Source organism: Sporomusa intestinalis (genome assembly GCF_055383785.1).
The window spans coordinates 4,374,535-4,400,567 of the sequence record NZ_AP042390.1; the positions used below are offsets into that span (position 1 = coordinate 4,374,535).

General features: G+C 47.9%; 26 protein-coding genes. 1 reads left to right on the forward strand and 25 read right to left on the reverse strand.

The features are described from left to right. Positions 1 to 49: 49 nt before the first annotated feature. The 8 genes from csaB to ACZ481_RS20385 all read right to left on the reverse strand — a co-directional run bounded on the left by csaB (position 50) and on the right by ACZ481_RS20385 (position 10,118). The gene (csaB, locus tag ACZ481_RS20350; RefSeq protein WP_464767161.1) at positions 50 to 1,138 is read right to left on the reverse strand and encodes a polysaccharide pyruvyl transferase CsaB; all 1,089 of its coding nucleotides are present in this window, start codon (positions 1,136 to 1,138) and stop codon (positions 50 to 52) included. Further along, the gene (locus ACZ481_RS20355; RefSeq protein ID WP_464767162.1) at positions 1,131 to 3,200 is read right to left on the reverse strand and encodes a DUF5693 family protein; all 2,070 of its coding nucleotides are present in this window, start codon (positions 3,198 to 3,200) and stop codon (positions 1,131 to 1,133) included. The genes csaB and ACZ481_RS20355 overlap by 8 nt, the downstream gene beginning before the upstream one ends. Before the next feature lie 59 nt (positions 3,201 to 3,259). Next, complete coding sequence (locus ACZ481_RS20360; protein ID WP_464767163.1) at positions 3,260 to 3,952, reverse strand: LmeA family phospholipid-binding protein; 693 nt, start codon at positions 3,950 to 3,952, stop codon at positions 3,260 to 3,262. A 27-nt stretch (positions 3,953 to 3,979) separates the two neighbouring features. After that, a protein-coding gene (prfB, locus tag ACZ481_RS20365) for a peptide chain release factor 2 (RefSeq protein ID WP_464767164.1) occupies positions 3,980 to 5,090 on the reverse strand; the annotation gives its coding sequence in 2 pieces (ribosomal slippage) (positions 3,980 to 5,017 and positions 5,019 to 5,090; 1,110 coding nt in all). Between the two features lie 13 nt (positions 5,091 to 5,103). Next, complete coding sequence (gene secA / locus ACZ481_RS20370; protein ID WP_464767165.1) at positions 5,104 to 7,626, reverse strand: preprotein translocase subunit SecA; 2,523 nt, start codon at positions 7,624 to 7,626, stop codon at positions 5,104 to 5,106. A 190-nt stretch (positions 7,627 to 7,816) separates the two neighbouring features. Continuing rightward, positions 7,817 to 8,521 carry a cytochrome b/b6 domain-containing protein gene (locus ACZ481_RS20375; protein ID WP_464767166.1) on the reverse strand — a complete coding sequence of 235 codons (705 nt, stop codon included), beginning with the start codon at positions 8,519 to 8,521 and terminating at the stop codon, positions 7,817 to 7,819. A gap of 13 nt (positions 8,522 to 8,534) precedes the next feature. Continuing rightward, entirely contained in the window at positions 8,535 to 8,846 is a 312-nt protein-coding gene (locus tag ACZ481_RS20380) for an iron hydrogenase small subunit (RefSeq protein WP_464767167.1), read from the reverse strand. Positions 8,847 to 8,858: 12 nt separating this feature from the next. Further along, the gene (locus ACZ481_RS20385) at positions 8,859 to 10,118 is read right to left on the reverse strand and encodes a [FeFe] hydrogenase, group A (protein WP_464767168.1); all 1,260 of its coding nucleotides are present in this window, start codon (positions 10,116 to 10,118) and stop codon (positions 8,859 to 8,861) included. A gap of 270 nt (positions 10,119 to 10,388) precedes the next feature. Between ACZ481_RS20385 and ACZ481_RS20390 the strand changes: the two genes are divergently transcribed. Continuing rightward, entirely contained in the window at positions 10,389 to 10,619 is a 231-nt protein-coding gene (locus tag ACZ481_RS20390; protein WP_464767169.1) for a hypothetical protein, read from the forward strand. Positions 10,620 to 10,660: 41 nt separating this feature from the next. Here ACZ481_RS20390 and hpf read toward each other — a convergent pair whose 3' ends face one another. From hpf to ACZ481_RS20475, 17 genes are all read right to left on the reverse strand, one after another. Beyond that, entirely contained in the window at positions 10,661 to 11,206 is a 546-nt protein-coding gene (gene hpf / locus ACZ481_RS20395) for a ribosome hibernation-promoting factor, HPF/YfiA family (protein WP_464767170.1), read from the reverse strand. A gap of 199 nt (positions 11,207 to 11,405) precedes the next feature. Then, on the reverse strand, positions 11,406 to 11,606 hold the full coding sequence (locus ACZ481_RS20400) for a cold shock domain-containing protein (protein WP_084574156.1): 201 nt from the start codon (positions 11,604 to 11,606) through the stop codon (positions 11,406 to 11,408). Between the two features lie 102 nt (positions 11,607 to 11,708). Beyond that, entirely contained in the window at positions 11,709 to 12,428 is a 720-nt protein-coding gene (locus ACZ481_RS20405) for an amino acid ABC transporter ATP-binding protein (RefSeq protein ID WP_464767171.1), read from the reverse strand. Further along, entirely contained in the window at positions 12,415 to 13,080 is a 666-nt protein-coding gene (locus tag ACZ481_RS20410; RefSeq protein WP_464767172.1) for an amino acid ABC transporter permease, read from the reverse strand. Before ACZ481_RS20410 ends, ACZ481_RS20405 begins: the two co-directional genes overlap by 14 nt. 132 nt (positions 13,081 to 13,212) lie before the next feature. Beyond that, positions 13,213 to 13,998: a basic amino acid ABC transporter substrate-binding protein gene (locus tag ACZ481_RS20415; protein WP_464767173.1), complete on the reverse strand. Its 786-nt coding sequence runs from the start codon at positions 13,996 to 13,998 to the stop codon at positions 13,213 to 13,215. Between the two features lie 228 nt (positions 13,999 to 14,226). Continuing rightward, positions 14,227 to 14,523: a zinc-ribbon domain containing protein gene (locus ACZ481_RS20420; RefSeq protein ID WP_464767174.1), complete on the reverse strand. Its 297-nt coding sequence runs from the start codon at positions 14,521 to 14,523 to the stop codon at positions 14,227 to 14,229. A 598-nt stretch (positions 14,524 to 15,121) separates the two neighbouring features. Further along, positions 15,122 to 15,715, reverse strand: coding sequence for a flagellar filament capping protein FliD (gene fliD / locus ACZ481_RS20425; RefSeq protein WP_464767175.1), 594 nt, complete (start codon positions 15,713 to 15,715; stop codon positions 15,122 to 15,124). Between the two features lie 35 nt (positions 15,716 to 15,750). Beyond that, on the reverse strand, positions 15,751 to 16,077 hold the full coding sequence (locus ACZ481_RS20430) for a hypothetical protein (protein WP_464767176.1): 327 nt from the start codon (positions 16,075 to 16,077) through the stop codon (positions 15,751 to 15,753). 14 nt (positions 16,078 to 16,091) lie between these two features. Next, positions 16,092 to 17,933 (reverse strand): flagellar filament capping protein FliD, encoded by a 1,842-nt coding sequence (gene fliD, locus ACZ481_RS20435; protein ID WP_464767177.1) that lies wholly within the window; start codon positions 17,931 to 17,933, stop codon positions 16,092 to 16,094. A 53-nt stretch (positions 17,934 to 17,986) separates the two neighbouring features. Next, complete coding sequence (locus ACZ481_RS20440; protein ID WP_464767178.1) at positions 17,987 to 18,343, reverse strand: flagellar protein FlaG; 357 nt, start codon at positions 18,341 to 18,343, stop codon at positions 17,987 to 17,989. 1,217 nt (positions 18,344 to 19,560) lie between these two features. Beyond that, complete coding sequence (locus ACZ481_RS20445) at positions 19,561 to 20,820, reverse strand: glycosyltransferase family 2 protein (protein ID WP_464767179.1); 1,260 nt, start codon at positions 20,818 to 20,820, stop codon at positions 19,561 to 19,563. Further along, entirely contained in the window at positions 20,795 to 21,670 is an 876-nt protein-coding gene (locus tag ACZ481_RS20450) for a hypothetical protein (protein ID WP_464767180.1), read from the reverse strand. Before ACZ481_RS20450 ends, ACZ481_RS20445 begins: the two co-directional genes overlap by 26 nt. After that, positions 21,667 to 22,488: a type III PLP-dependent enzyme domain-containing protein gene (locus ACZ481_RS20455; protein ID WP_464770666.1), complete on the reverse strand. Its 822-nt coding sequence runs from the start codon at positions 22,486 to 22,488 to the stop codon at positions 21,667 to 21,669. Before ACZ481_RS20455 ends, ACZ481_RS20450 begins: the two co-directional genes overlap by 4 nt. Next, a complete protein-coding gene (locus tag ACZ481_RS20460; RefSeq protein ID WP_464767181.1) occupies positions 22,392 to 22,889 on the reverse strand; it encodes a hypothetical protein in 498 nt (165 codons plus the stop codon). Before ACZ481_RS20460 ends, ACZ481_RS20455 begins: the two co-directional genes overlap by 97 nt. 1 nt (position 22,890) lies before the next feature. Beyond that, positions 22,891 to 24,420 carry an amino acid adenylation domain-containing protein gene (locus ACZ481_RS20465; protein WP_464767182.1) on the reverse strand — a complete coding sequence of 510 codons (1,530 nt, stop codon included), beginning with the start codon at positions 24,418 to 24,420 and terminating at the stop codon, positions 22,891 to 22,893. A 49-nt stretch (positions 24,421 to 24,469) separates the two neighbouring features. Next, entirely contained in the window at positions 24,470 to 24,718 is a 249-nt protein-coding gene (locus tag ACZ481_RS20470) for an acyl carrier protein (RefSeq protein WP_464767183.1), read from the reverse strand. Then, positions 24,708 to 25,955, reverse strand: coding sequence for a hypothetical protein (locus tag ACZ481_RS20475; protein ID WP_464767184.1), 1,248 nt, complete (start codon positions 25,953 to 25,955; stop codon positions 24,708 to 24,710). Before ACZ481_RS20475 ends, ACZ481_RS20470 begins: the two co-directional genes overlap by 11 nt. Positions 25,956 to 26,033: the final 78 nt, after the last annotated feature.

Here is a 26,033-nt window from a genome sequence, read left to right on the forward strand (position 1 = left end):
CCTTATTTCGGCATGTTCAGCTGTGCAGCCGTTCCCGGAACGGTTACATTCACTTAATCAGACTGAGCGCGAGTTCGGCGTTTTGAAAAGCTTTATTCCGTAAAATATTAATATGTTCAACCCGCTGATGATTGGTCTGTTTGCGTTCTGTCCACAGCTGCCGCACCCGGCCCAGCAGGTTGCCGGCCGTTACGGTCTTAAGCGTGCCACAGTGCCGTTCACCAATCGTTTCCAAAAAGCGGTCAATTTTAGGATCATAGGAGATGCCGGTCATAGGCACCTGCATCACAGCGGCAAAGATCAGCGCATGCAGCCTGATGCCGATCAGCAAATCCAGATTGCCGACCAGCGACAGCAGCTCACTGGTAGTATATTCGCCAGGCAGCACAGTGCTCTTATTTTTCATCCGGCCGGCGATTTTTTGGGAGACACTGAGATCGTCCGGCCACTGCATGGGAATAAATACGACCCGGGCGCCGAATTCCTCCATCATCTGATCGGCGGCATGAGCCAGCACCTGTTTATAATGACCCCAGTCCTTCCACTCCCGGACGGAGATGCCGATTAAGGGAGCCACCCCCGCCTGCCCGTGCTGCTGGAGGATGGACCGGCCGATTTGCCGGTCAACCGGATGCATGGCCAATACGGGATCAGCCGTTATATAGATGGGGGGGGCCGTTACCCTGAGCCGCTTAAGCTCTTCGTAAGACCCGTCATCCCGCACCGTAATCAGGTCAACCATATTGCCGATATAGCGCATCGCTCCCTGGGCCAGTGTCCCCTGGACGGGACCAATGCCCTGGGCATAAAGCATGACAGGCTTCCCCAGCTTCTTGGCCAGCATCATAATGCTGAGATAATAATAGAGGCTGCGGTCACTGGTCACATCCTGGAGCAAACTGCCGCCGCCGCTGATTAATAACTGGCTTTTGGACATAACCCTGGCGATCTCCGGATAATTAAGCCGGTAAACGGCCCCAACGCCATGGCGCCGCCTGGTATCCTCGGGATCGCCGGAAATAACGGTAATCCCGACAGCAGGGTCAATATCGGTTAAAGCTTCGATCATGGCTGCCAGCATGGCTTCGTCACCGGCGTTGGCAAATCCATAATAGCCTGAAACAACAATTTCACTCATGAACGGCCGGACTCCTTCCCAAACGGGCAATTACAGCCTGGACGATATATACGCCAAGCACGGCGGCCCCACCAATCACCGCCCCTAACAGCATGCCATCCAGGCCACGGATGACCGACATGAAAATAGGTGTGCGCAAATGGGCGAATGTTTCCACCAGCGACCCCTGAGCAATGGTAGCCGTTACGACGAAGATGAATTGGAAAAACCGCGGCCACTGACGATAAACAGCCATTGCCGCCAGTAAAAATGCCGGATGGCCGATAAGAAACTCTTTGCCCCGCGGCCGGGCATACATGAGCTGCTCCAACAGCGCCCGCAGTTTAAGCTCCACAGCCGGTACAGGCACACCGGCAGTATGCCCGGAACGGCCGATAAATACCCAGGCGCCAAAAGCAGCGGCGCCAACAAACAACAAAGCCTTGACTGTCACCGGGTAGTTCAGGATGGCAATGACCTGGCGCCACACATCGCGGGCATCGGCCGGCTTAACCTGTTCAAACAGATTGTACCTGGCAAGATAGGCTGCCGCAACTAACACCAGCGGGGCGACAAAGGTCAGCTTTACGCCGCGGTATATTTCCATCTCCAGAAAAAACCGCACATCACTGAGCACAGCCCCTAAATACAGCCCGCCGGCCAGTGACAGCAGGGTCGTGACAGCAAGAGCGCCCAGGCCGGCAGCAAGAACCCGGCCCATACCGGCCGCGGGGCCAAAGCCCCCTGCCAGCTCCCGGGCCCGCCAGCGGTCAAGCTGCCAGGTCATGGCCAGCGCCGGGAAAATAATAGCACTGGCCAAACCGGCCATCTGCCGGCTTAAGGTACCGCCGCCGCTAAGCACCGGCAAAATCAACACCCCGGCCAGCAGCGCCACCAGCGCGTACTGCCAGCGGGCGGCAAACGGGACAACCAGGGATAAGAAAAGCACCCCGGCCGCTGTCGCGCCCAGCACAATAACAGCGATTAGCCATGGTGCCGGAAAGTAGGGCGCAAAGGTTGTTGCCCTCCCGATAGTAAAGCCTGCTGCTGTCAGTTCCGCCTTAACCCCGGCCACATAGTCAAGGTTTGTTTCAATCAGGGTCTTGCCCGGCTCCGGCTTATCATATTTGCGCAGCAGATTGATCCGGATATTGCGTTCCTGATCGGTGACAGTCCAGCGCTGAATCGCCTCAGCCGCTTTAAGTTTAGGCTGCTCATCCTTAGGAATCGTATACACCCGGGCGGCCTGATAATTATTGGCGGCAGCCAGCTCCGTCAGGCCTTCCTGTTTAAAAAACTGCAGCTGCAGGGGGTGTTCGATCATAGCCAGGGTGAGCTTGCGCTCTTTAAAATGCCTGGCAGTGAGCGGCAGCAAATCAGGATAACCTAAGATTTCATCCCCGACGAACATCATGGCACTCAGATTATTTATGCCGGCTAAGCGGCTGAATACGGCATTGACATCGTCCGGGGTCACCTTGGTATAGTTCGTCGGCCGGGGAACTACATAAAAGCCAAGCTGGTCAACCTTGGCCAGTTCATCGGACGGCAAGCCCAAATTCCATTTAACCACTTTTTCAAAATTAGCTTTGGCAGCCAGCACCGGCCGTTCCCCGCCGGCCAGCAGGGTAACCCGGCCTGGTCCCAGGCGGCGTTCCAGATCGCTCTGCACTTCGGCAAAAACCTTACTATCCTGCCCTGTCACATACACGTCCTCCGCGGCAATCCTGCCCCCGGCAATCAGATTTTGCCAGAACGGATCGGTAAGCGTCCCCGTACGACTCTGGTGGAGAATGTCCGCACCGGGCAATGCCGTTACCTGGCCGTTTTTATTAAGCTTTTCCAGCGTGGTTTCATATACAGCCAGGGAGGTGATGCCTGCCGCCTTAAACCGGGTCAGCAGGCTGTCAGCCGGGACCCCTTCAATTTGTGCCAGTTCCACAAGGTCTTCATACTCCATGACCAGTTCCACGGTGGAATTCGCCTGCTCTATCTTATAACGCTGCCAGTCAACCACCCCTGCCGCCAACAGCCCGATGAGGATGAGGCCGATCAACAGCTTATTATATGTAAAGGTTGTCAAAATCTCTCCACCCTTTTGGAAACCGGCGGTATGCCGTTTCCCTTGAATTACCCGCAGCACTAGGGCCGGTTATCTGTATAGATGGTCACTTGTCCCTGTTCCATAACAATGTCCCGCACATTGACGCCAAACGGCAGTTTTTTCAGATCAAGCAACGCGACCTCGGTCAGCAGGGAGCCGCCGATATTGCCAACAGGGGTATTATTCAGCCAAAACCGGTCGGTTACAAAGGTAATGCTGTGCTTTTCCCGGTCGCCGGCGATCCGGCCCTCCAGCCTGATATCCACCCTGGCAATGCCGCCCAGGGTCAGGACGCTGTCGACCTCCACCTTGCCGGGCGAAAGGGTAACAACGGCATTTTTTACACCTTTTACCGAGCTATTCAAAAATGCCGCCAGCTCCTCCTGGGTAATGGTGGCCGTAATGACAGCATCGTCAACCTGACGCAGCACCAGGGCCCGCTTGGTCAGCAGGGACGGCATATCGACAGCAACACCGGTTAAGGCAATATGCATATTCCGAAAGGCGAGCTTATCGGTTTTAACATCGCTGGCGTCTGCCGACACCCGGTCAAAGGTACCGCCCAGCATGAAAACAGCCGGACTTTTCTCCACTTTGGCCACAACCTGCTTGCTGCCTGTCAGGCCGCCCAGCCCCTGGGCCACAGCATCAGACACCACCTTGGGCAGGATAATCTCAACCGCCGCTAACACCATGGTGAAAAACAGAATGATTGTCGTCAGGCGCTTCATGCCCTACCGCCCCCTTTGCACACGGTACTAGTCCCGTGCATTCAGCTCACTCTTTAAATAGGCTTCCAGAAACAAGTCGATCTCCCCGTCCATGATGGCCTGGACATTGCCGGTCTCGGCCGCGGTACGGTGGTCCTTCACCAGGTTGTAGGGATGAAATACATAAGAACGGATTTGGCTGCCCCATTCAATCGCCTGATAGTCGCCGCCTAACTCGGCCTTCTTTTCATCCTGCCGCTCCCGCTCCAGCTCAAATAACCGGGCCCGCAGCAGCCGCATGCACTGCTCGCGGTTTTGGATCTGGGACCGTTCACTCTGACACTGGACAACAATACCGGTAGGCAGATGGGTGATCCGGACGGCCGAGTCGGTTTTGTTGATATGCTGGCCGCCGGCACCGCTGGCCCGGAAGGTATCCACCCGCAAGTCAGCCGGATTAATCGTAATCTCCACCGAGTCGTCAATCTCAGGCATGACGTCAACGGCGGCAAAGGAGGTATGGCGGCGGCCGCTGGCATCAAACGGGGAAATCCGGACAAGCCGGTGCACGCCCTTTTCCGCTTTTAAATAGCCATAGGCATTGAGACCGCTGATCATCAGGGTCACACTTTTCACCCCGGCTTCTTCGCCGGCCAGAAAGTCCAGTGTTTCCACTTTATAGTTTCTCTTTTCCGCCCAGCGCACATACATGCGCAGGAGCATCTGGGCCCAGTCCTGGGCCTCGGTGCCGCCGGCCCCGGCATGGAGAGTCAAAATGGCATTATTGCCGTCATATTCCCCGGCCAGCATCAACAGCAGGGCCGCCTGCTCCAGGTCCCGCTCCAGGCCGGCAATGGCGGCGGTTACCTCGGGATACACGCTCTCATCGCCCTCTTCCATGCCCAGCTGCCATAAAACAGACAAATCGCTGTGACGGGCCGCCAGGTCACGGTGCTGGCTGATGCTGTCCTTCAGACGGGTAACCTCCTGCGCTATTTTCTGGGCTTCTTCAGGCTGTTCCCAGAAGGCCGGATCGCTCATCCGGTCTTCCAGTTCTTCAATCCGTTCCGATTTGCCGGCAACGTCAAAGAGAAACCCTCATTTCATCAAGCCGCTTGGCCAGGCCCTCAATCGGCCCCCGTAAATCCTCCAAAAGCACACTCTCACTCTCCCTATTTGGCCCCGCAGCAGCGTTTATATTTTTTGCCGCTGCCGCAGGGGCACAGTTCATTGCGGCCGGTGGTATCGGCATTAACGACAGGCTCGGCCGGCTGGCCCTGATTGCCGCCGTCGTCGCCGCCGCGGCCGGCCTGGGCCTGCCGCAGATGATCCTCAGGCTGGGCCTGGGAAATAATATTAACCCGGAAGATATAGCGGACAATATCCTCCTGTACCGATTCAATCATTTGCTGGAACATATCAAAGCCTTCCAGCTTATACTCAATCAGCGGGTCTTTCTGGCCATAGGCCCGCAAACCAATACCCTGCCGCAGCATTTCCATGGCGTCAAGGTGATCCATCCATTTGGCGTCAACGGTTTTAAGCATAACTACTTTTTCCAGTTCACGCATATTGTCCGGGCCAAACAGGGCCTCCCGGCCGCTGTAGGCGGTGTCGGCCGTTTTCATCAGTTCTTCCTTAAGCTCTTCCCGGCTCAGAGTGTCCAGCACTTCCACCTTCAGCTCGCCGGCCGGGGCAAAGAAGCCTTCACAGTATTCAATCAGCCCGGCATAATCCCAGTCTTCCGGATACAGCTTTTCATTGGCATACAGGTCCATCCCGTGATCCACAAGCTTTTCAATCATATTAAAGATGTTTTCTTTCAGATTATCCCCCAGCAGGATTTTCTTCCGCTGGCTATAGATAACCTCACGCTGCTGGTTCATTACATTATCATATTCAAGCACATATTTACGAATGTCAAAATTACGGGCTTCCACTTTCTTCTGGGCCTGCTCGATCGAACGGGTAATCAGCGCATGCTCAATCGGCTCATCTTCCTCCATGCCCAGTTTATCCATAATGCCGGCAATATTATCAGAGCCGAAGAGGCGCATCAGATCATCTTCCAGCGACAGGTAAAAACGGGACGACCCCGGGTCTCCCTGGCGTCCGGCCCGGCCGCGCAGCTGGTTGTCAATCCGCCGGCTCTCATGCCGCTCGGTGCCGATAATATGCAGGCCGCCCAGATCAGCTACCCCGGTCCCCAGGACAATGTCCGTGCCCCGGCCGGCCATATTGGTCGCAATCGTCACCGCCCCGGCCTGGCCGGCCTGCGCAATAATCTGCGCTTCCATTTCATGATATTTGGCATTCAGCACATTATGGGGCACACCCTGTTTTTTGAGCATAGCCGACAGGTCCTCAGACTGCACGATAGAGGTCGTGCCGACCAGCACCGGTTGGGCTTTGCCATACTTTTCGACAATCTCGTTGACAACCGCTTTATATTTAGCCCGTTTGGTTTTAAAGATAATATCAGGAAAATCCTGCCGCTGCATCTCGCGGTTAGGGGGGATAACAACAACATCAAGACTATAAATTTTCCGGAACTCGGGCTCTTCGGTCTTGGCGGTGCCTGTCATCCCGGCCAGCTTCTTATACATGCGGAAATAGTTCTGGAACGTAATCGTCGCCAGCGTCTGGCTTTCCCGCTCGATTTTTACCCCTTCCTTGGCCTCAATCGCCTGATGGAGACCGTCGGAATAGCGGCGGCCGAACATCAGGCGGCCGGTAAACTCATCGACAATAATGACTTCCCCGTCTTTAACCACATAATCGCGGTCCCGTTTCATCAGGGCATGCGCTTTGAGGGCCTGGTTAAAATGATGAGACATCTCGATGTTTTCACTTTCATAGAGGTTCTGCACATGGAGCAGTTTTTCCGCTTTGGCCACACCGCTCTCGGTGGGCGCTACCGTATGGGCTTTCTCATCAATGGTATAGTCTTCGCTTTCTTTTAGTTTGGGCACAACCTTGGCCAGTACATAATACAGATCGGTCGATTTCTCGCCCGGCCCGGAAATGATCAGCGGTGTCCGCGCTTCATCCACTAAGATACTGTCCACTTCGTCGACAATGGAATAATTGAGCGGCCGCTGCACCATTTGTTCCGGGTAAATAACCATGTTGTCCCGGAGATAGTCGAAGCCGAATTCATTATTGGTGCCATATGTAACATCGGCACTGTAGGCCAGTTTGCGTTCATCAAAATCAAGCCCATGGACAATCAGCCCGACAGATAAGCCGAGATAGCGGTATAAGCGGCCCATCCATTCGCTGTCACGCTTGGCCAGATAGTCATTAACGGTAACCACATGCACCCCTTTGCCTGTCAGGGCATTCAGGTATACCGGCAGGGTAGCCACCAGGGTTTTCCCCTCACCGGTGCGCATCTCGGCAATTTTGCCCTCATGCAGGGTTATGCCGCCGATCATCTGCACATCAAAATGACGCATGGCCAGCACCCGGCGCGAGGCTTCCCGCACCACCGCAAAGGCTTCGGGCAGAAGCTCGTCAAGGGTCTGGCCTTTATCAAGCCGGCGCTTAAATTCAGCCGTCCTGCCCGTTAGGCTGGCATCACTCATCCCCTGCAGCTCGGGCTCAAACGCATTGATTTTTTCCACAAGCAGCATCATGCGTTTAATCTCTTTTTCGTTATCATCACCAAATAAGTTTCGTAAAAATTTAAACAAATTATCAACTCCCCGGCAAAACAATGAATCGAAATTAACAAAGTTCAGACTGCGGCAAACAGTCATAGATATAGTATGTGCCTAATATATGATTTTAACAGATTCCTTATATAAAGTCAAAAACTGGACAGCCGGGAAAACAGAAAGAGATTACCCCGCTAGGCGGAATAATCTCTCTTTTCGGCCTGGTCTAACCGGCCTGATGCTGCCCGGGAACGCCGGCTTGGCCGCCAGGGCCCGGGACCGGCTCGATTTCATCGGCTACCCATACCGGGTTATGATGTTTCGCTTCCTCCAGACTCTGGGTCCCGTCGCCAAACATGCACAAAAACTCGCCCCAGTTATAGATGCCGAGAAAGATATGGCCAAATATGGATACGCCCAGGATAATCCCGATCACCAGATGGACCATATCAAACCAGTACATAACCGCTTTCGGGGCTACAGGTAGGAACGCATACAGCGCCCAACCGGTAACGATCAGGATAATGCCGCCAAAAAAGATCATAATACCAAGCTGCTTCTGACCGGAGTTCATTTTCCCCATCGGCGGTACCGGAATGGTTTTGCCTAACAGCATTTTTTGCGGATAGCCGCCGCCTACCAGCAGCCAGTCCTTATCCCGCTGATCCCAGGAAAATATGCGCCGCGTAAAGGCAACAACCCGGTCCAGAGCAAATATCGTATACAGAATACAGGATATAGTAAGAATGCCGGCACCAACAATATGAATCTGCATGATCAGGTTCTGCAGATCATCACCGAACGGTTTCAGCCAGATAAAAAATCCGGTGATCGCCGCCGGTAAAAAACCGAGGATCAACCCCCAGTGGAATAGCCGCGAGATAAGTGGGTGTTTCAGTACCCGCGGGCCGTGTTCATCATGATGGCTCATCAGTCTATCCCTCCTATACCAGCTTAGTCCGGTCTACATATTTAGTATGAAAAAGTTCCTCGGCCAAATGGCTGAGCGGATTATGGGCAAACTTTTTATAGACATCGGTAACCGCCTGATTGTTATGGCTTTGGCGGATTTTGGCCTTTTCATCATCCTTATAGATGCCCTGGGCCCGCATTTTAATGTATTTAGTACGGTCCTGCACCAAATCGGTGGCAACATACGCGCCTGTCCAGAGAACCGCGCCGGCTACGCCGACAATTCCTAAAAACTCACGCCGCGTAACTTTGACGGCTTTTTCCACATAATCATATCGTGCCATAGTGTCCCCTCCTTATGCCCAAGGCAAGACGGCCTTGGCTTTACCAAGCCATGAAGTGCCCATTGGATTGACCGGCTGGCCCCCACCGTTGACACAGCCGCCGGGACAGTTCATGATTTCGATGAAGTGGTACGGCGACTTGCCGGCTTTTACCTCATCCAGCAACGGTTTTACATTCTGTTTCGTGCCATGGGCCACGGCTACATTCAGGGTAACCTCTTTGCCGGTTTTGGCGTCTTTCAGGGTAACACTGGCTTCTTTTACCCCTTTTAGCCCCCGCACCGGTTTGAACTCCAGCACATCAAGCTCTGTGCCGGTGATCACAAAATAGGCTGTCCGCAGGGCGGCTTCCATTACGCCGCCGGTGTTGCCAAAGATGGTACCGGCCCCGCTGTACTGAGCCAGAGGGTTGTCTGTGTCACTGTACTCAGCAACAGTCCGGACATCGATGTTCAGCTTTTTGAACAGGCGGGCCAGATCTCGCGTTGTGAGCACGACATCAATATCAGGATAGCTGCCTGACTTCCCCTGGGTCTGCCAATAGTGGGCGGCACTGTGGAACTCAGGGCGGGAAGCCTCAAACTTTTTGGCGGTACAGGGCATAATCCCCACCATAAACACGTCAGCCGGATCGACCTTCCACACCTCGGTCGCGCCATAGGTTTTTCCCAGGGCGCCGGCCATCATCATCGGCGATTTGGCCGAGGACATATGGGGCAGCAGCTCCGGGTAATACAGCTCGGCATACGTCACCCAGGCCGGACAGCAGGAAGTAAACTGCGGCAATGGTCCTAAGGGATGCGCTGCCGGCTCCCCCAGGGCATAGTGCCGAATCTTGGCAATCAGCTCCATCCCTTCTTCCATGATGGTCTGATCGGCAGTAAAATTAGTGTCCAGAACCTTAAAACCAGCCTGTTTCATCGCCCCATACAGCTTTTCAGTAACCAGGCTGCCCGGCTCCATCCCAAACTCTTCCCCAATAGCGACGCGTACTGCCGGCGCTATTGTTCCCACTACCGTCACCTGTTTGTTCTTCAGCTTGTCGATCACCTGATCCACGACGTCCACAGTATCCTGCGGAGCGCCGAAGGGACAGTTGATAAGACATTGACCACAAGAGACGCAGTTTTCGCTGTTAATCGTGTGGATGGCCCCATATTTGCCCTCGATAGCATCGGTTGGGCAAAAGGCCTTACATGAGTCACAGCCCTTGCATGTCTTGCGGTCAATTTCAATAATGCCGGTTTTTTCCTGTGATTGAAAACCTTTCAAGCCAAAACCTCCTCACCATAAAATTGATTAGTCCTGTTAGCCAGCGGACTTTGTGAAAACTAGAACATTTAAAGCGCGTTTAAGTGCCATAATAAATATAAATGCATACTATAACTGTAATTTATAAACCAGGTCTTGTCAATATTAGGGACTTGCCTCTACAAGTTATTTATTTCACTCAAATAAAAATCGATTAACCGTTTAATTTTTGGCTGCATCGTGCATACTAATATAAAAGGTTAGAGGGGTTTATCACTTGGGAGGGTTACCATGAGCCGTGATGTGTTAAATATACTGGATATTGCCGGCCAGCTTGCCGATTTGAAAGATGTCGATTACAGAAATACCCTGGCAATTGCCGCCCTCATTGAGCTGCTGATCGAAAAAGGCCTGTTCACCAGGCAGGAATTTATGAAAAAATCCCTGGAAATGGAATCGGCATCATTGGCCGAGATTATTATGAAACGCCGTTCGGAACTGCGAAGCCAGCGGCCAATGTAAAAACGAGCCGGGCAGCTGCCCGGCTCGTTTCTGTTCGACAATTAAAATTCGGGTTCAATCAAACCATATTGGCCGTCTTTCCGGCGGTATACGACATTGACCTCTTCCGTGTCGGCATTCATAAACACGAAGAAATCATGGTTGATGAGATTCATCTGCATAACCGCCTCATCGGCACTCATCGGCTTAACAGCAAAACGTTTGGTTTTAACAATGCTGAATTCGTCTTCGCTGTCCAGGTGAGGCACCGGCGGCGCAGCTGGTATCAAATCAGTTTTGAAGCTGCCGCTTTTCAGCTTGCGGGACAATTTGGTTTTATATTTCTCAATTTGTTTTTCCAGTTTTTCAATAACCAAGTCAATGGAAGCGTACATATCTGTCGTAGATTCTTCGCCCCGGAGGAGTATGCCGTTGATAGGCACCGTAACCTCCACAATGTGCCGGCCTTTATTGACGGTGAGGATTGCAGTAATCTCGCCTACGCTGGCACCATCGAAGTATTTTGTGACTTTACCAACGCGTTTGGCGACATAATCTTTTAGTGCAGGTGTGATCTCAATGTTTTTTCCACGTACTGTAATTGCCATACTACCCATCCCCTTTCCTGATCCTATATATCTAATATTCCCTATTTGTTGAAAAATTCCTTTCAAAAAATTCATACTTTATTTTTTTGTGCAGTTTTTTTTACACAATTCCCGAAATTTTCGGCTGATTCTGTAATTTAATAAAATTAAAACCCGGCGATAGCTCTATCGCCGGGTATGATTTATGTTGTTGATCGTCTTATTGCGCTTTATAGACGTTGCTGGCTTGCGGTCCGCGAGCACCGTCAACGATTTCAAATTCAACTTGCTGGCCTTCATTCAGGGTCTTGAAGCCTTGGTCCTGAATAGCCGAGAAATGGACGAACACGTCGCCGCCGTCTTCTCTCTCAATGAATCCGTAACCTTTTTCCGCGCTGAACCACTTAACTTTACCAATCATGTGAAACTCCTCCTAAGATAAACTACAGACCACTTTTTGCAGTCACAAGTGGAAGTATAACATATATTTACAGCAATGTCAACGCGACCGCCCGGCAGAGGCTTACAGGATCTTGGAGAGAAAAACCTGGGTCCGCTCTTCGCGGGCATGCAAAAAGATTTCGTCCGGCGTGCCTTCCTCGACAATCCGGCCTTCGTCCATAAACAGCACCCGGTCGCCCACCTCGCGGGCAAAGCCCATTTCATGGGTGACGACAGCCATGGTCATCCCCTCATTGGCCAGGGTCTTCATTACATCCAGCACCTCTTTGATCATTTCCGGATCAAGGGCCGAGGTAGGTTCGTCAAACAGCATCACTTTCGGCTTCATCGCCAGGGCCCGGGCGATGGCCACCCGTTGCTGCTGACCGCCGGACAGCTGCTCGGGGTAAGCCTGGGCTTTATCGGCAAGGCCCACTTTCTCCAGCAGGCTGAAGGCCGTCTTTTCCGCTTCGGCCCGCGATAGATTCCGGACTTTGACCGGTGCGAGCGAGATATTCTCCAATACCGTCATATGCGGAAAGAGGTTAAAGCGCTGAAAAACCATGCCCACTTCTTCCCGGACCTTATTGATGTTCGCCTCATTGGTAAGCGGGATGCCGTCTACCGTAATCTCGCCCTCGGTCGGCTGTTCCAGATAGTTCATGCAGCGCAGCAGGGTACTCTTGCCGGAGCCGCTGGGGCCGATAATGACGACAACCTCCTGTTCGCTGATATGAGTGGTTACGCCCTTGAGGACATGGAGCTTGCCAAACTTTTTATGTAAGTTTTTAATGCTTATCATCAGTCTTGTACCTCCGCTCAAGATAATCGACAAGGCGGGATATGGTAAAGGTCATTACCAGGTATATAAACGCTACGGTCAGCCAGATTTCAAAAGAGCCATAGGTCCGGGCAATGATCAGTTGGCCGCGCCGCGTAAGCTCCTCAAAGCCGATTACCGACACCAGAGACGAGTCCTTAAGCATGGCAATAAATTCATTGCCCAGCGGCGGAATAATGCGTTTAAACGCCTGGGGCAGAATGATATAGCGCATCGTCTGCGCCCAGGTCATGCCCAGGGAGCGGCCGGCCTCCATTTGCCCCTTGTCGATGGACTGAATCCCGGCCCGGAAGATCTCGGCCACATAGGCGCCGCTGTTGACACTACAGGCGGTAATGGCGGCGATAAACGGGTCAATGCGCTGGCCAACCACCAGCGGCAGGGCAAAATAAATCAGAAAAATCTGCACCAAGAGCGGCGTTCCCCGGATAAAGTCTACATACAAGGCGGCAAGTGTCTTTACCGGCCAGATTGTCGACAAGCGGGCCATGCCGACAAACATCCCGATCAGCAAGCCAAAACCGACACTAAGCGCCGAAATCTGCACTGTAACCCCGGCCCCCAGCAGGAGCAACGGGAACGAACGGATAATTAAATCAAAATCAAAATTCACATTCCTCACCCTTAATTAAAATGTATAAGGTGCATAAATCACATGACAATTATATGCGGACAGGCAGTGGGTGTCAATACGTTTCGACAATAAAAGACGGCGCGAAACATCGCGCCGTTGCCGTTCCAGCCCCTATTGAGGAGGTTTTTTGCCAAACCATTTCACATAGATCTTCTCATATTCGCCATTTTTCTTAAGTTCATCGAGCGCTGTATTGAGCTTGTCGGCCAACTCGGTGCTTTTCTTGGAGGTGGCAATACCATACTCCTCGGAAGTCAGCGGCTCGCCGACAATTTTAGCGTCTTTGCCGCCCGCCTGGGCGATATAATATTCGTTAACAGGCAGGTCATTGACCACGGCATCCACACCGCCGGCTTTAAGTTCCATAAAGGCTTCCGGCGCGGTGTTAAACTCCCGGATTGTGGCATCCTTAATCTTTTTGGCTTCATCAGCCCCGGTTGTGCCGATTTGGACGGCAATCCGCTTGCCTTCCAGATCCTTGAAGGCTTTCAGGGTATCATTATCGGCCTTTACAACCATTGACAGGCCCGATTTGTAATAGGGCTTGGTGAAATTAACCTTCTTTGCCCGTTCTTCCGTGATCGTCATCGCCGAGATGGTGGCATCGATGTTGCCGGCTTCCAGGGCCGGGATCAGTCCGTCAAAATTCATACTCTGGACCTGGACCTCCATCCCCAATTGCTTGCCGATGGCTTTGATCAGGTCCATGTCAAACCCAACATACTCTTTTGATTTCTCGTCCTGGAACTCAAACGGAGCAAACGCAGTATCAGAGCCGACTTTGAGCACTGCGGCCTTAGGCTGTTCCGCCGGTTTGGACGACTGACCACAGCCGGCAAGCCCGAGTACCATGACAAATATAACAAGAACGGATAAGGCAATCAGTTTTTTCGACACATAGGTAACCCCCTTATAAAGTGTTAAAAGATCTATAATGATTATACGATTCTCTGTATATTTAGACAAGTATTTAAACATGTATACATATACAAAATATATTAGTCTACTATTAAAGCACATTCCCCCAATTAGTCCTTATTCGGTGTACTTCAGGGCAAACTAAAAGCCCAGGCATAGCAATCCCGGGCATAGTAAGCTGCAATATATTTAATATGTATTTATGTATTATTGTTCTTTTCTGGCGATAAAGCAGTCACGGCAATAGATAGGACGGTCATTGCGAGGTTTAAATGGAACCTGGGTGGTCACACCGCATTCAGCGCATACGGCCTCATGCATCTCCCGCTGGGTAGACTGAGCATCCCCGCCTTCACGGCTGCGTCTTCTGTTGCCCCGACATTCACGACAACGGGCAGGTTCGTTTTCAAAACCTTTTTCTGCGTAAAACTCCTGCTCCCCTGCTGTGAAAACAAAGTCGATTCCACAGTCCTTGCACTTAAGAGTTCTGTCCTGAAAAGCCATTAACGAAATCCCCTCACCTTATGAATTTAAAAACCACTGCTTAGCCGACCTGGTCTTTGACCCCACACCCGCCTGCTGGGAATTTCGCTAATAGGAGTTAACCCCTCACTACAGTTCCTCTCGGTCAAACTTTAGCCTAATAACCGTCTGTTACTGGGACCGGCAGGGCTTACCTCTAAGCCGCACCATGCTCAAAGCCTCTTTGGGCTCCTTACGTGGGTCGTTTCGCCTGCGACTGGCATCGACTTTCAACCACAGACCTAAGCAAATTGGTTCTTATATTAAATTATAGATTTCACCCCTGAAAAAAGCAAGCACATATTTTCAGATGGTTTGAAAATATGGTGATATTTAACAAAAAAATGCTTAAATTGTCTTAAAAAGGCTGGCGAGCGGTACTGTCAGGCCTGGCAGCCGCCGCGAAGCAAACCTCACCGGCCTTTACCTGACGCACAGCCAGTTGCAGCTGACGGCCTGACAACGGAAGAGTTTTCCGAGAAGATTAAAGCCTGATAAAAAAGTCTGGTGCCTGCCGGAACAGGCGGCAGACACCAGACTGTGAATTTTGTTTTCATTAGCGCCCGGCCTCGCCGCACTGTTAAACGTAGGTGACAAAACTGGAATTAAAGTAGTACTTAGCCTGTTTCTCCAGCACCGACTGGGCCACACTGTTGAGGAGCGGCACCAGGGACCGGTCGCCGACCAGCAGCTGGCGGACCGCGGCCGGATCTTCAGCGGCGGCTTCACGAAAGCGCCGCTCGCTGAACTTCATATTGCCTGTCGCCTGCTCCAGCGTTAACCCGATACTCTCGAATTTTGCCGCTGCCGGCCCCTGCAGCATGGCTTGCACCTGGGCCAGCAATTTCGTGCCTTCACTGTTTAAATAACCATACGATTGCAAGGCCTCGTTCGCCTGGTTGTAAGCACGGACAAGACTGTCAGTGGCAGTCAGCAGCTTAAAGTTGTACACTGAATCGGTCGGCGAGTTTTCATACATTTTTGCAAGCAGGCCGCCTTTATCAAACGCCTTGACTGCGGACTGCAAATTGGTTATGGCTGTGTTCAGGCCTGCCACTTCTTTGTTGACCGCTGCCGCCGACGGGTAAAAAACCGCACCGGCCTGCCGCGGCTGGCCGGTACCGGCCGGGTTCTGCTGATAATCGGTCCGATAGGTTACCGGTAATATAGCCATCGCTGTCTCCTTACTTAGATACTAATGTCAAGACACTAGCTTTTCCGGTCAAAGCGGATGCCGGACACCGTTACGCCAAGGCCATCATAGGAGAGGGACCGGTTATGATTGTTTTTGGTTTTGTTCAACATGGCCCGCAATTGAACCATGATCCGCTGATTATCCTGCTGAATCGCGAACATCATCTGTTTGGCCCGGGCCGGCGGCAAGAAATCAATCTGCCGGCCGTCCAGCTCCGGTTGCAGCCGCTCCCGCTGATCCAGCAACTCATAAAAAAGTTCCATCTCTTCCTGGTCGAGGAATTTAATCATTTCCCGGGTCAGAAACAGATAATCCTCCCACAATTGCCGTGTTGTCTTCACTTACCAGCCACCGCCTAACTGCCAAGCTGCTGCGATAACCAGGTGCTTTGCTGACTTAATTTGGAGATAGCCGCCTCCATCGCGTCAAACTGCCGGTAATAGCGCGATTCGATATCAGCCAGCCGGTTAGTCATTGTCGTCAGCCGTTCCTCATAGTCGGTTAAGCGCTTCGCCAGGTTGCTTGTTGTATCGGTAGTATTGGCTTTACCGGCCTCGGTCTGCAATTTTTGCAGCGAGCCGTACATCTGCTCATAAATCCGGTTGGCCACCCCTTCGCTCGGGATGGTATCGCCGCTGGTACCAAAGATTTTAAACACAATATCCGGGTCTTCCTCCAGGGCTTTCCGCAGATCATCTTCTTTGACATACAGCTTGCCGTTCAGTGCCGACTCACTGTTGAAATTGCCCTCGTCATCAATATAGGAGCCGGTGCCAATGCCGATATCGGCCGCGCTTTGGTATTTGCCTGACAAGCCTTTAATCGGCTCAATGAAACTCAGCCGCAGCTTGTTGACCATATCGGTCAGGATGGGATCGCGGCGCAGCGTGCCGCTTTTGGCTTTTTCCTCCCAGGCTTTGATCTCGCTTTCCTTCATATCCGCCTTCTGGGCGTCGGTCAGCGGGACAAAATCACGGTACTTGTCCTCATTGAGTTCGCTGTTCAAGGCCGAAAGAAAGGTATTATAGGTTTCAATAAACGATTTTACCGTGGCGATCGTTTTATCAATGTCCGATGTTACGTTAATGCTGGTCGGTATCGGGTTCCCCTCGCTATCGGCATAGCTGACTGACTTCAGATTATAGGTGACACCGGAAATAGTAAAATTATTGGATGCCTGCTCCAGTTTGACGCCATCAAGGGTCAGGCTGGCATTTTGGCCGCGTTCGCTCAGGCTCACCAGGCCCAATGTGTCAGCCAGGAAGCTTTGCGACGCAGCGTCATCGCCTTCCAGGATGAATTCATCATTAATGCTGCCGGCTTTGATGACAATGCGGCCATTGGCATCAACAGTAGCCGTCCCGGCACCGACCTCGGCATTTAGTTGGCTAAGGAAATCATTGATTGACGTGGCTGCGTCCAGGCTGATGGTTTTATCCCCCGTCTGGGTCTTAACCGTAAAGCTTAACGGGCCTGTTACCGGCTTGGCTAATTCAGTTGCATCAAAGCTAGCCGTACGGCTTACCATTCCGCTGGTGTCCACAAGCGAACCGGTGCCGCCCAGTTTGAGCTTGGTAAACAGAAAATCCATGCCCTCCGCACTGGTGCCGCTGAAATCAACGTTTGCCGCCGTACCGGTCTTATTGGTATACAAATAAAACCGGTCTAAGGTAGCGTCATAATTGGCCTTTAGATCAATCCCGGCATTATTAATCTGCGTGGCAAGATCATTGAGAGACTTGCTGGCATCGACCGTAATCTCTTTGCCATTAATAGTGAGATTGAATGAAGTCCCTTCAGCATAGCCAAACTGAGCCTGCAAGGAGGTCTTCAGCTTGCCCTCTCCGGTAATGCCGGCACTGCTGGAGAGTTTAACGCCATCGGCCAGCCGGTCGACAATGATACTGTGACTGACATTGGCCGCTTCCCCATTGGCAGTGGCGCTGACGACCGCATCATTCATCGAGGTTACCAGCTTCGGCGACAGGTTGCTTTGCTTCCTGAAGTCCGACACCGTTTTGTTGCGGAATTCCTCAGTCAAGGAATAGATGGTGTTAAAGTCTTTTTTCTTCCATTCCACCTGGGTTTTCTGCTGCCATACCTTATCATACGACGCCCGGCGGGCTTTCATTAAGTCTTTCACAAGCTGATCGACATCCATACCGGAGCCGCTTAAGCCATAGGTACGCATTACCATGTAAATCCCTCCTGAATTGATTCTTGTAGCAAGCACCTGCAATATATCAGTAATTAAGCCTTTTTATCCAGTAAAAAGCCCACGAATTCCCGAATTTTGGCAATGGTATCGAGAAATTCATGAGGCGGAAACTCTTTCAGCACCGTATTGGTCTTGGTATCAACAACCTGCACTATGAGTTTTTTGGTTTCTTCATGCAATTGAAACTGAATATCCGAATTTGCCAGCTGCATAAATTTCGTCATTTCAGCCGACATGGCCTCCAGCTTGTCACGGTCGCTTTCCGCCTCAGCCTCTTTCACTGGCAGCAGGTCCTGGTCAACAGCACCGCCGGCCTTTCCCTCCAACTGGGGATTATAGGCCTTACTATTATAGTTAGTTGCAACTTCAGCCGGCTTCAACAAGTTCATGCAATAAACACCTCAATTTATGCGTTATCACTTATATTATCGGTAATTTTTCATTTTTCTTTAGTGAATTATGTAAAAATAGTTGTCAGCCTCTTCGCAATCTCCACCAAGTCTCACTCATCGACCTCGCCAAAAGCAAAAAAGCAGCCCTGGGGTTATTGGCTGCAATAGACACCACAAAATTCCTGCTCAATTAACTTAAGGTATGACTAATCATAAAATGTTACTACAAAAATCAGAGAGAGGTCACAGCATGTTTGGTATAACTGAAGGGTAAAGGTAGGAATAAAAGCCAGGTTGTTATACCCGCCCAAATTCGCAATAGGCAATGAGGGGGGGATAAGCCACTTGAATACCTGAAAAAGGAACGGAATTCATGAATCTAAGCGACTTTTTGCAACAATACCAAACGATAACTTTCGTTACCAATATTTTTATTTTCGTGTTCTCACAGGAACCAACCGGGGCCAAAGTGCTTCCATAATTGATGCGGCCGTCAATAAGGGTACACAATGAAATGTTCACTTCCGTACTAGCCTTTTCCGAATGTGCCGTCAAGCCGTACAAAGAAAGGAAATTGGGCCGTACTGGACCAGGTAAAGCTCATGTTTCAAATGCCGCCTGTGCGTACTTTTGCCCTTTTGCATAATTCTAATTTCTATATCCTAAATTCTTTATCTTTTGGTATAATAAACCTAAGAACAATTTTTTAGAGGTGAAGGACTGTATGCCATTACGTAACGAATAGCGCGAATATACGTATAAGGATCATTTAAGCTGGCGTGAAGGTAAGCTTGAAGGCAAACACGAAGGCAAGCTCGAAGTTGCCCGGGCTATGCTTAACCAAGACTTGCCCCTGGCAGTTGCCCAATGCACGGCCATTCCTATAAATGAACTAACCAAACTGTTGGAACAGTAAGTACCGGGAACTTCTCCACCTGACATTCTCATAATTTATTGGGGGCGCTCATGCTGAGCTGCCTCTTTTCTTTTGTTATGTGACAACGTTGGCAGTGGTCCATCCCCTGCACACGCTCATCTCCTGTTTCCATTGTATTACGGGGATGGATGTACGTCAAATCTTATGTCAATCTGGAAATGTCCCCACTCGGCTTGGACTCCTTTTCATCTTTGATAATATTATCCAAATACTTATTGTTATAATCACAAGACTATAAATAAGTCAATCCATCAATAAATCAAACCTGACCCCCTCCTTAGCCCTGTAGCCCTGTACGTAATACTCGAATATCCTCATCATCCGGCAGTAATTCTTCTAACTCGGCCAACTTCGTTTTTGCTTTTTCGATTCGACCTTGTCCCATATATATCCTTATTCTAAGCTTATTAAAAGATACCCACCCTTCGGGATACTCTGCCGCTGCACAAGCAAGCTCGCCAATATTACAGTAATCCTCTACCTGCTCGTCCGGTACCTCGCTAAGTGAAAGCAGCCAGTTAGCAACTACTGTGCAAAACTCTTTACGGAAATGCTGATATTCTTGTGCTTGTCCAATATATGCTCCGAAGTTCCCCCGTGCTATCAGCTTTTTTGTGTACTCACAAGTGAACATTTCAATTAAGCCTGTCAGTTTTTTCGTAATGGATATATTGGCATTCAGCAGAACCTTCAAAGTATCCCTGAGTGCATTAAGATATACTGCATAGAGGAAATCCTCGTTGCGTGGATTGATTCCACCAAATGGTTTTAGGTAGTCAAGAGCAGCTTCGTGTAAAATTTGGTCGTTCCGAACCCTCTCAGGGTTCAGCATATAGGAAATAGATTTAGACGATACATAATACTTATGCAAAGATCTCGATAAAATCCCAACGCGTTTCGCATCGCTAAATATACGCAAGCCATTGTAGGTATCTCCGCCGTATATACGGGGAAAACCAGGTGTATTTACATCCTGCACCATATTGCGCAAAGTCCAGCCTTTGTATAGTTTTCCCCAAGTAGTTCTCACAAACTGATGATAAAGTGGAAAATAGTCGGAAAATCCAGTTCCCTCCAATATCAAATTCTGGGGCAGCAAGCGCTGTCCTTGTAATGCATTGTTATCAGCAACGCTTAGAAAATCGCTCCCGCAAGCGGCAATGTCGAGATCATATTTATCAATGAACGCAAGCATTTCTTCAAAGAAGGTCGGTAGATATTCATCATCGGCATCAAGAGTGCAAAAGAAATCATTCTCTTCGATATTGTACGGCAAGAACAGGCACTCTTCCGTTTCCTGATGAGCGTGATTTACTGTATTGTAAAATGATCTGATGCGGGTGTCACGGTTTGCGTATTCCTTGATAATTTTGCGTGTCCCGTCAGTCGAACCATTATCACATAAATAATAGATAAAATCTTGATGTGTCTGATTAAGCACGCTGTCCACAGTCCGTTGTAACGTCTTTTCAGCATTATAGGCATATGTGCGAATATAGATCATTGTGCATTTATCCTTTAGCCCTTCTTTTTTCAAACTTATAAATTTCCTGCCTTAACCTAAAATCAATTGCATCTGTTAGGTCAAATCCTAATTTAAGCATATGTAAAATATACTCATGATTAAAAGCCGCGTGATAATAAGTCCAGTGAGTCTTGCGATATTCTCTGGTCATTCTGGCAAAGTCCTGCTTCCCAAAAATCAGAAATTTACAACTTTTAGAAATCATTTCAAGATACCAACGCCAATCACGACAGTATGGAATATTGCTCATCGAAAATATACAAGTAGTGTTGGGATCATAGCCTTCGGTGGGGGGAAATTCATATTTATTAAGATCGCATAATATCGTTTGATCCGAATAACGTATGTAATCTACAGGGATATATCGGATATTTTCCGGCAAAAATACCTTGACCCGCTCATTTGCTGCACCTAAGTCAATCAAGGTGTCGATCTTGCTAAAATCAATCATTCTTGCCGCAAGTTGTAAAGCGAGGAGCTTCTCTTCGCTTTTTTCAGTCACTTCTAAGCTGGCAGCATTTGCCGCCCTATCACTCCACTCAATGTGTTTCCATAACCTTGGACACTTTTCATCACCGCAAAAACTAATAGCCCACATAAAATGCTTGTTTTCTTCAAATCCCATATCCCTGAGTTGAAATGAAAGCTCCGTACGGTATACAATGGAGCCAATCAAAATTAATATATCATCCTTGTCCTCGTGCAAAAGCTCAGCAGGATGTTTGATCTCTTTTCCGAGATATGTAGTGCCAACCAGGTCAGGATTATTGTCCACAAAGTAGTCAATCCCACGAAAAATTGCATCCTGATCCATCTCATAGCGGACAGCGTAATCAAAACCGCCAAAAATAATATGTTTCATACTTCCCTCTCCATTGACTGTTGTCTTGAGTTAAATCTATCCGTTTTTATTCTCTCTCGCAAGACTTCTATCTTTATCTCTTCTCCTTTATTTTTAAAGCTAGCTAATACAAGCGGCATTTCCCTGCTCAGGAACAAGTAACTTGTCTCTGTAATGGAATAGGCCCCGATATTATGGAAAATAAGCAAATCCCCAATACCGGGATTGCTCATGGGATACTTTTTCAGTACTATATCGTTTATAGTGCATAAAGCACCGCATACAGTCCATTCTTTTATATCTGTAGACAAGCATTCATGCCTGCCTTTTATTACATTCACCTTAGGCGATTTCAAGCCCAGCATCTGGCCATAATAATTTATGTGATGAATTCCTCCGTCAATGATACAATAGCCTTGGTTTTTATTTATTTTCACATCCACAATTTGGGATAGATATATTCCGCATGTGGCAGTAAAATATCTCCCCATTTCCAGCGTTATTTTATACTTTTTTCTAACAGGTGCCAGTAAATCCATCAACTGCTCTAATATAGAAAAATTTTGATTAGCCGCTTCCTTTGAAAAATATTCGATGGGTAGCCCCGGCCCATATTCTACCTCCTGTACCTTATACCCATACTTCTCAAATAAGTGGCCGCAAAACCGGTCCATTTCTTCTATCTCTTTTGCAACCTGCCCCATATTTTTCTTTTGCGTACCGGAAAAATACTGTATTCCTTTTAAATTAACATGTGGATACTCCGTTTTTGCAGAAATAATCCTATAAATATCTGTCGCATCCAGGCCAAACTGATTTCCGCTTGTAAGACGCAGCAATACTGATATTTTTTTTTCATTTTTTTTGAACATTCCGCCAGCAGTTCCCATTGCTGCATGGACTCTACCGTATACCTACCAATACTGTTCTGCAACTGCATAGTATACTCTATATCATTGCTATTCTTATATACCCCAGATAACACAATGCTTTGCATATTCAGGTTTTCACGTTCGCAAATAGCAAACTCCCCCGGCGAGCAGACCTCCAGCCTATCGACAAAAGGCTTTATATAGTGAACCAGAAAAGGATTGGCTTTCATGGCAAAACAAAGTCCGATATCCTCTCCCGCTATTTCCCTTATAGACTGCATTCTTTGCGTTAATTCCTCTATATCAAAAATATATGCAGGCGTTTTATATTGTTCTGCAATATATGCCAATTGATTATATGCAAGCATACTATAAGCCACCTTCCTTTTTCAAACTATCCAGCAACATTGTTCTATCGATTTTACCGTTTTTTGTGATAGGCATTGATGCTAACTGTTCAAATTTTGTTGGTATCATATATTTAGGTAATTTTTGATTTAATTCTTTTATAATTTCGTTTTTTACAGTTTCCCCTTCATAGAAGCATAGTATGTTATTCCCGTCATAGATACAACACGTTCTGACGATGCCGCGAATAGCATCAATAGCCCTCTCAATTTCTCCTAATTCGATCCGGTGGCCCATATACTTAATCTGGAAGTCTTTTCGAGATGAAAAACATAGCTGATTGTTTTGATTATAATACCCTAAGTCTCCCGTACAGTAAATTCTCTCCACAAACCTTTGATTCAACGGATTCTGTATGAAGCTCACATCCGTATCCGTTTTATTATTATAATATCCCATAGATACGGATGTACCGGAAACACAAATTTCACCTATTTTGCCTGTATCATTTTTTTCTATTAATCTGCCATTTTCATCAAGCAAAAACACTCTGTCATTGGGGAACGGCTTGCCTATTGGCAGCACCTCTTCAGCAAACTCTTTTTCCACTATATAATAAAGGCAGTTACAAGTAATCTCTGTTGGCCCATATACATTCACAAAGACGGCATTTGGATATGTTTTTCTCCAAATATGCAATTGTTTTATTGGCATCACTTCGCCGCTAAAGATAACTTTATTAATAAATCCGGGCACTTTATATTGGAAAGCATTTCTTGACGATAAAATACACAAGGCGGATACCGCCCATATTAAAGTTGTGACCTTTCTCTCTTCAAGCAAGTCGATCAGTTCTTTTGGAAATGAAAACTTTCTTTTAGGAATAATCTCTAAAGTCGCCCCCACTTTTACAGCGGAATAAATATCTTTGACTGAAACGTCGAAATCCCATGGCGCCTGATTTCCGAGAATATCATCTGCCTGTATATGAAATAATTGTGTGAAATGATCAATAAAGTCTATGACGGAGCGGTGATTGACAACAACACCTTTAGGCGTTCCAGTCGACCCGGAGGTAAACATAATATATAACGGGTCTATATCACACACACTCTCCCTAATTTCAGCTAACTTATCTTCCTCATCCGGGAAGGTAGTTTTCTCTAGCAGATACTCTATATCCAAAATTTCTTTATTAAATCCTAGTTTCTGAATTTTAGACAGGTTGCCTGTTGTTGAAATAATACATTTTGTTTTCAACATACTGATAATAGTGCCTATTCTTTCAACCGGCAGGCTGGGATCAATAACAGTATAGCAACAGCCTGCATACACAACCCCCCACAAGCCTATTAAGGTTTCACAGCTTTTTTCCATAAAAATAACAATAGGATCCTGTGGACAACAAATATTTATTAAATAGCTCGCAACACCCTTAGCTTTTAATTGCAGTTCACAATACGTATAAGTTGTCTCTTCATATGCACAGGCAACTTTATCCGGAAAATCAGTTGCCGTCTTTTCCAAATATTCCAGTACGCTTTTGCTCATATAGGCACCCGCCCCCGACAATATTGTTTATGACAATATCTGATTTTACTTACTTGGTTGTTTTGTTGCTTGCACAATCTAAAACAAATGCCGCTATAGAATCAATATTTTTAAAATTACTCTCCACTACATTTTCTAAAGGAATTGTAATATTTAACCTTGTTTCCAATTCACTGACTAAAAATACAATACTTAATGAATCCAAAATTCCTTCTTCCAGTAACAGCGTATCATTTCGTATATCACTACAATCCTGTATTTCGCTTAATATCTCTAAAATTAATGCTTTACTTTTCATATCCTGTCTCCTGCATTCTTTTTATTTCCTGTATAATTTTGTCTGCAATCTTATTCCGGCCTTCATAATTGGTAGTTTCATCAGGTGTCGAGCTTGCTGCAAACAACTCTTTATGACAAATATGACTCAAGTCGAGTAGTTCACAGCCATGTTCTTCTATTATATTATTTACAAGTTTTAAATTGTATTGATACGCTTCTTCAAACTTTTCACCAAATAATTCTGTTCCCAGTTCGTAATTAACCGGGGGGACAAACGATAATACATAAAATCCTTGCTTTTTTGCATATTTTAAAATTTTAATTAAATATTGAATGCTTTCTATTTCCGGATTAAGCTTGTACATATAATTCAACTTAAAAAAAAGTTTAGCTGCTTTACTGCTAATTTCCCCCGTTTTGTTCGTAACTGTATCGGCTGAAAACTTGTGAGTGGTAAAAAATTCAGCTTGTATATTCTTAACTCTCTCTTCCGTAAGCTTTACATACTCCTCTAACTCACCGTCATCCGAGTTTTTTACTACATTAAACACCTGGCGAATTAGTTTGGTATGTTGGGATCTGGGCAATAGATGCTGTTTGCCTGTCAATGTTTCAAAATTAATCATAACTACAAAAACATCAGGCTGCATACCCATAGCTGCCTGAGCCTTTAAAACGTGATAGAATGCCCGCATACCCATACCATGCATTGTTAATAATTTTACTTTTTCGTATCCTATTTTTTGAACAATTATTTCAGTTAATGAATTTTTATTGATATCGTGAAATGATATCACTTCGAACATGCAGTCTCCCACGATCAATATTTCATTGTTAACTCTTCTTTTAAATTCAAGCATATATTTATCATATAAATTTGACTGGGGAAAAAGAAAGTTAACACCTTCTATAAGACCTGTTTTTTCTAACTGCTCTTTTATAGGGTATCCTTCTTCTGTTGAAATGAGTATTATGATTTCCTCCAGCATATTGAAAGCAGTTTTCGGTGAGACAATAGGATATTTGTCAATAACGCCTCCCCATTTTTCCGCATTATTATCAGTAAATAAAATATCACTAAATCCTTCAGCTTCCAGAATCACGGATATGAGCGCACCTCTGATTCCGGCTCCGAAAATCATGATTTTCTTGTTTTTAAAAAGATCGGCGTTATTATGAATGCAATGCAAGACAACATCGTAATCTTCCTTGCTGATAGCCGTAGCAGGCCAGGCAAAATTTTTCACTTCTCCCATGTATACGATTCCTTTCTTTTATTCATATTTTTTATATTGAAGAGGTTTACCTATTTGGATGGCCGCTTCGGATAGGGG

Bases quoted from the DNA above. Each gene is read 5' to 3' on its own strand.
- csaB (WP_464767161.1), bottom strand. From the start codon at position 1,138: ATGAGTGAAATTGTTGTTTCAGGCTATTATGGATTTGCCAACGCCGGT.
- ACZ481_RS20360 (WP_464767163.1), bottom strand. From the start codon at position 3,952: ATGAAGCGCCTGACGACAATCATTCTGTTTTTCACCATGGTGTTAGCG.
- ACZ481_RS20375 (WP_464767166.1), bottom strand. From the start codon at position 8,521: ATGAGCCATCATGATGAACACGGCCCGCGGGTACTGAAACACCCACTT.
- ACZ481_RS20380 (WP_464767167.1), bottom strand. From the start codon at position 8,846: ATGGCACGATATGATTATGTGGAAAAAGCCGTCAAAGTTACGCGGCGT.
- ACZ481_RS20390 (WP_464767169.1), top strand. From the start codon at position 10,389: ATGAGCCGTGATGTGTTAAATATACTGGATATTGCCGGCCAGCTTGCC.
- hpf (WP_464767170.1), bottom strand. From the start codon at position 11,206: ATGGCAATTACAGTACGTGGAAAAAACATTGAGATCACACCTGCACTA.
- ACZ481_RS20400 (WP_084574156.1), bottom strand. From the start codon at position 11,606: ATGATTGGTAAAGTTAAGTGGTTCAGCGCGGAAAAAGGTTACGGATTC.
- ACZ481_RS20405 (WP_464767171.1), bottom strand. From the start codon at position 12,428: ATGATAAGCATTAAAAACTTACATAAAAAGTTTGGCAAGCTCCATGTC.
- ACZ481_RS20420 (WP_464767174.1), bottom strand. From the start codon at position 14,523: ATGGCTTTTCAGGACAGAACTCTTAAGTGCAAGGACTGTGGAATCGAC.
- fliD (WP_464767175.1), bottom strand. From the start codon at position 15,715: ATGGCTATATTACCGGTAACCTATCGGACCGATTATCAGCAGAACCCG.
- fliD (WP_464767177.1), bottom strand. From the start codon at position 17,933: ATGGTAATGCGTACCTATGGCTTAAGCGGCTCCGGTATGGATGTCGAT.
- ACZ481_RS20440 (WP_464767178.1), bottom strand. From the start codon at position 18,343: ATGAACTTGTTGAAGCCGGCTGAAGTTGCAACTAACTATAATAGTAAG.
- ACZ481_RS20450 (WP_464767180.1), bottom strand. From the start codon at position 21,670: ATGAAACATATTATTTTTGGCGGTTTTGATTACGCTGTCCGCTATGAG.
- ACZ481_RS20460 (WP_464767181.1), bottom strand. From the start codon at position 22,889: ATGCTTGCATATAATCAATTGGCATATATTGCAGAACAATATAAAACG.
- ACZ481_RS20465 (WP_464767182.1), bottom strand. From the start codon at position 24,420: ATGAGCAAAAGCGTACTGGAATATTTGGAAAAGACGGCAACTGATTTT.
- ACZ481_RS20470 (WP_464767183.1), bottom strand. From the start codon at position 24,718: ATGAAAAGTAAAGCATTAATTTTAGAGATATTAAGCGAAATACAGGAT.
- ACZ481_RS20475 (WP_464767184.1), bottom strand. From the start codon at position 25,955: ATGGGAGAAGTGAAAAATTTTGCCTGGCCTGCTACGGCTATCAGCAAG.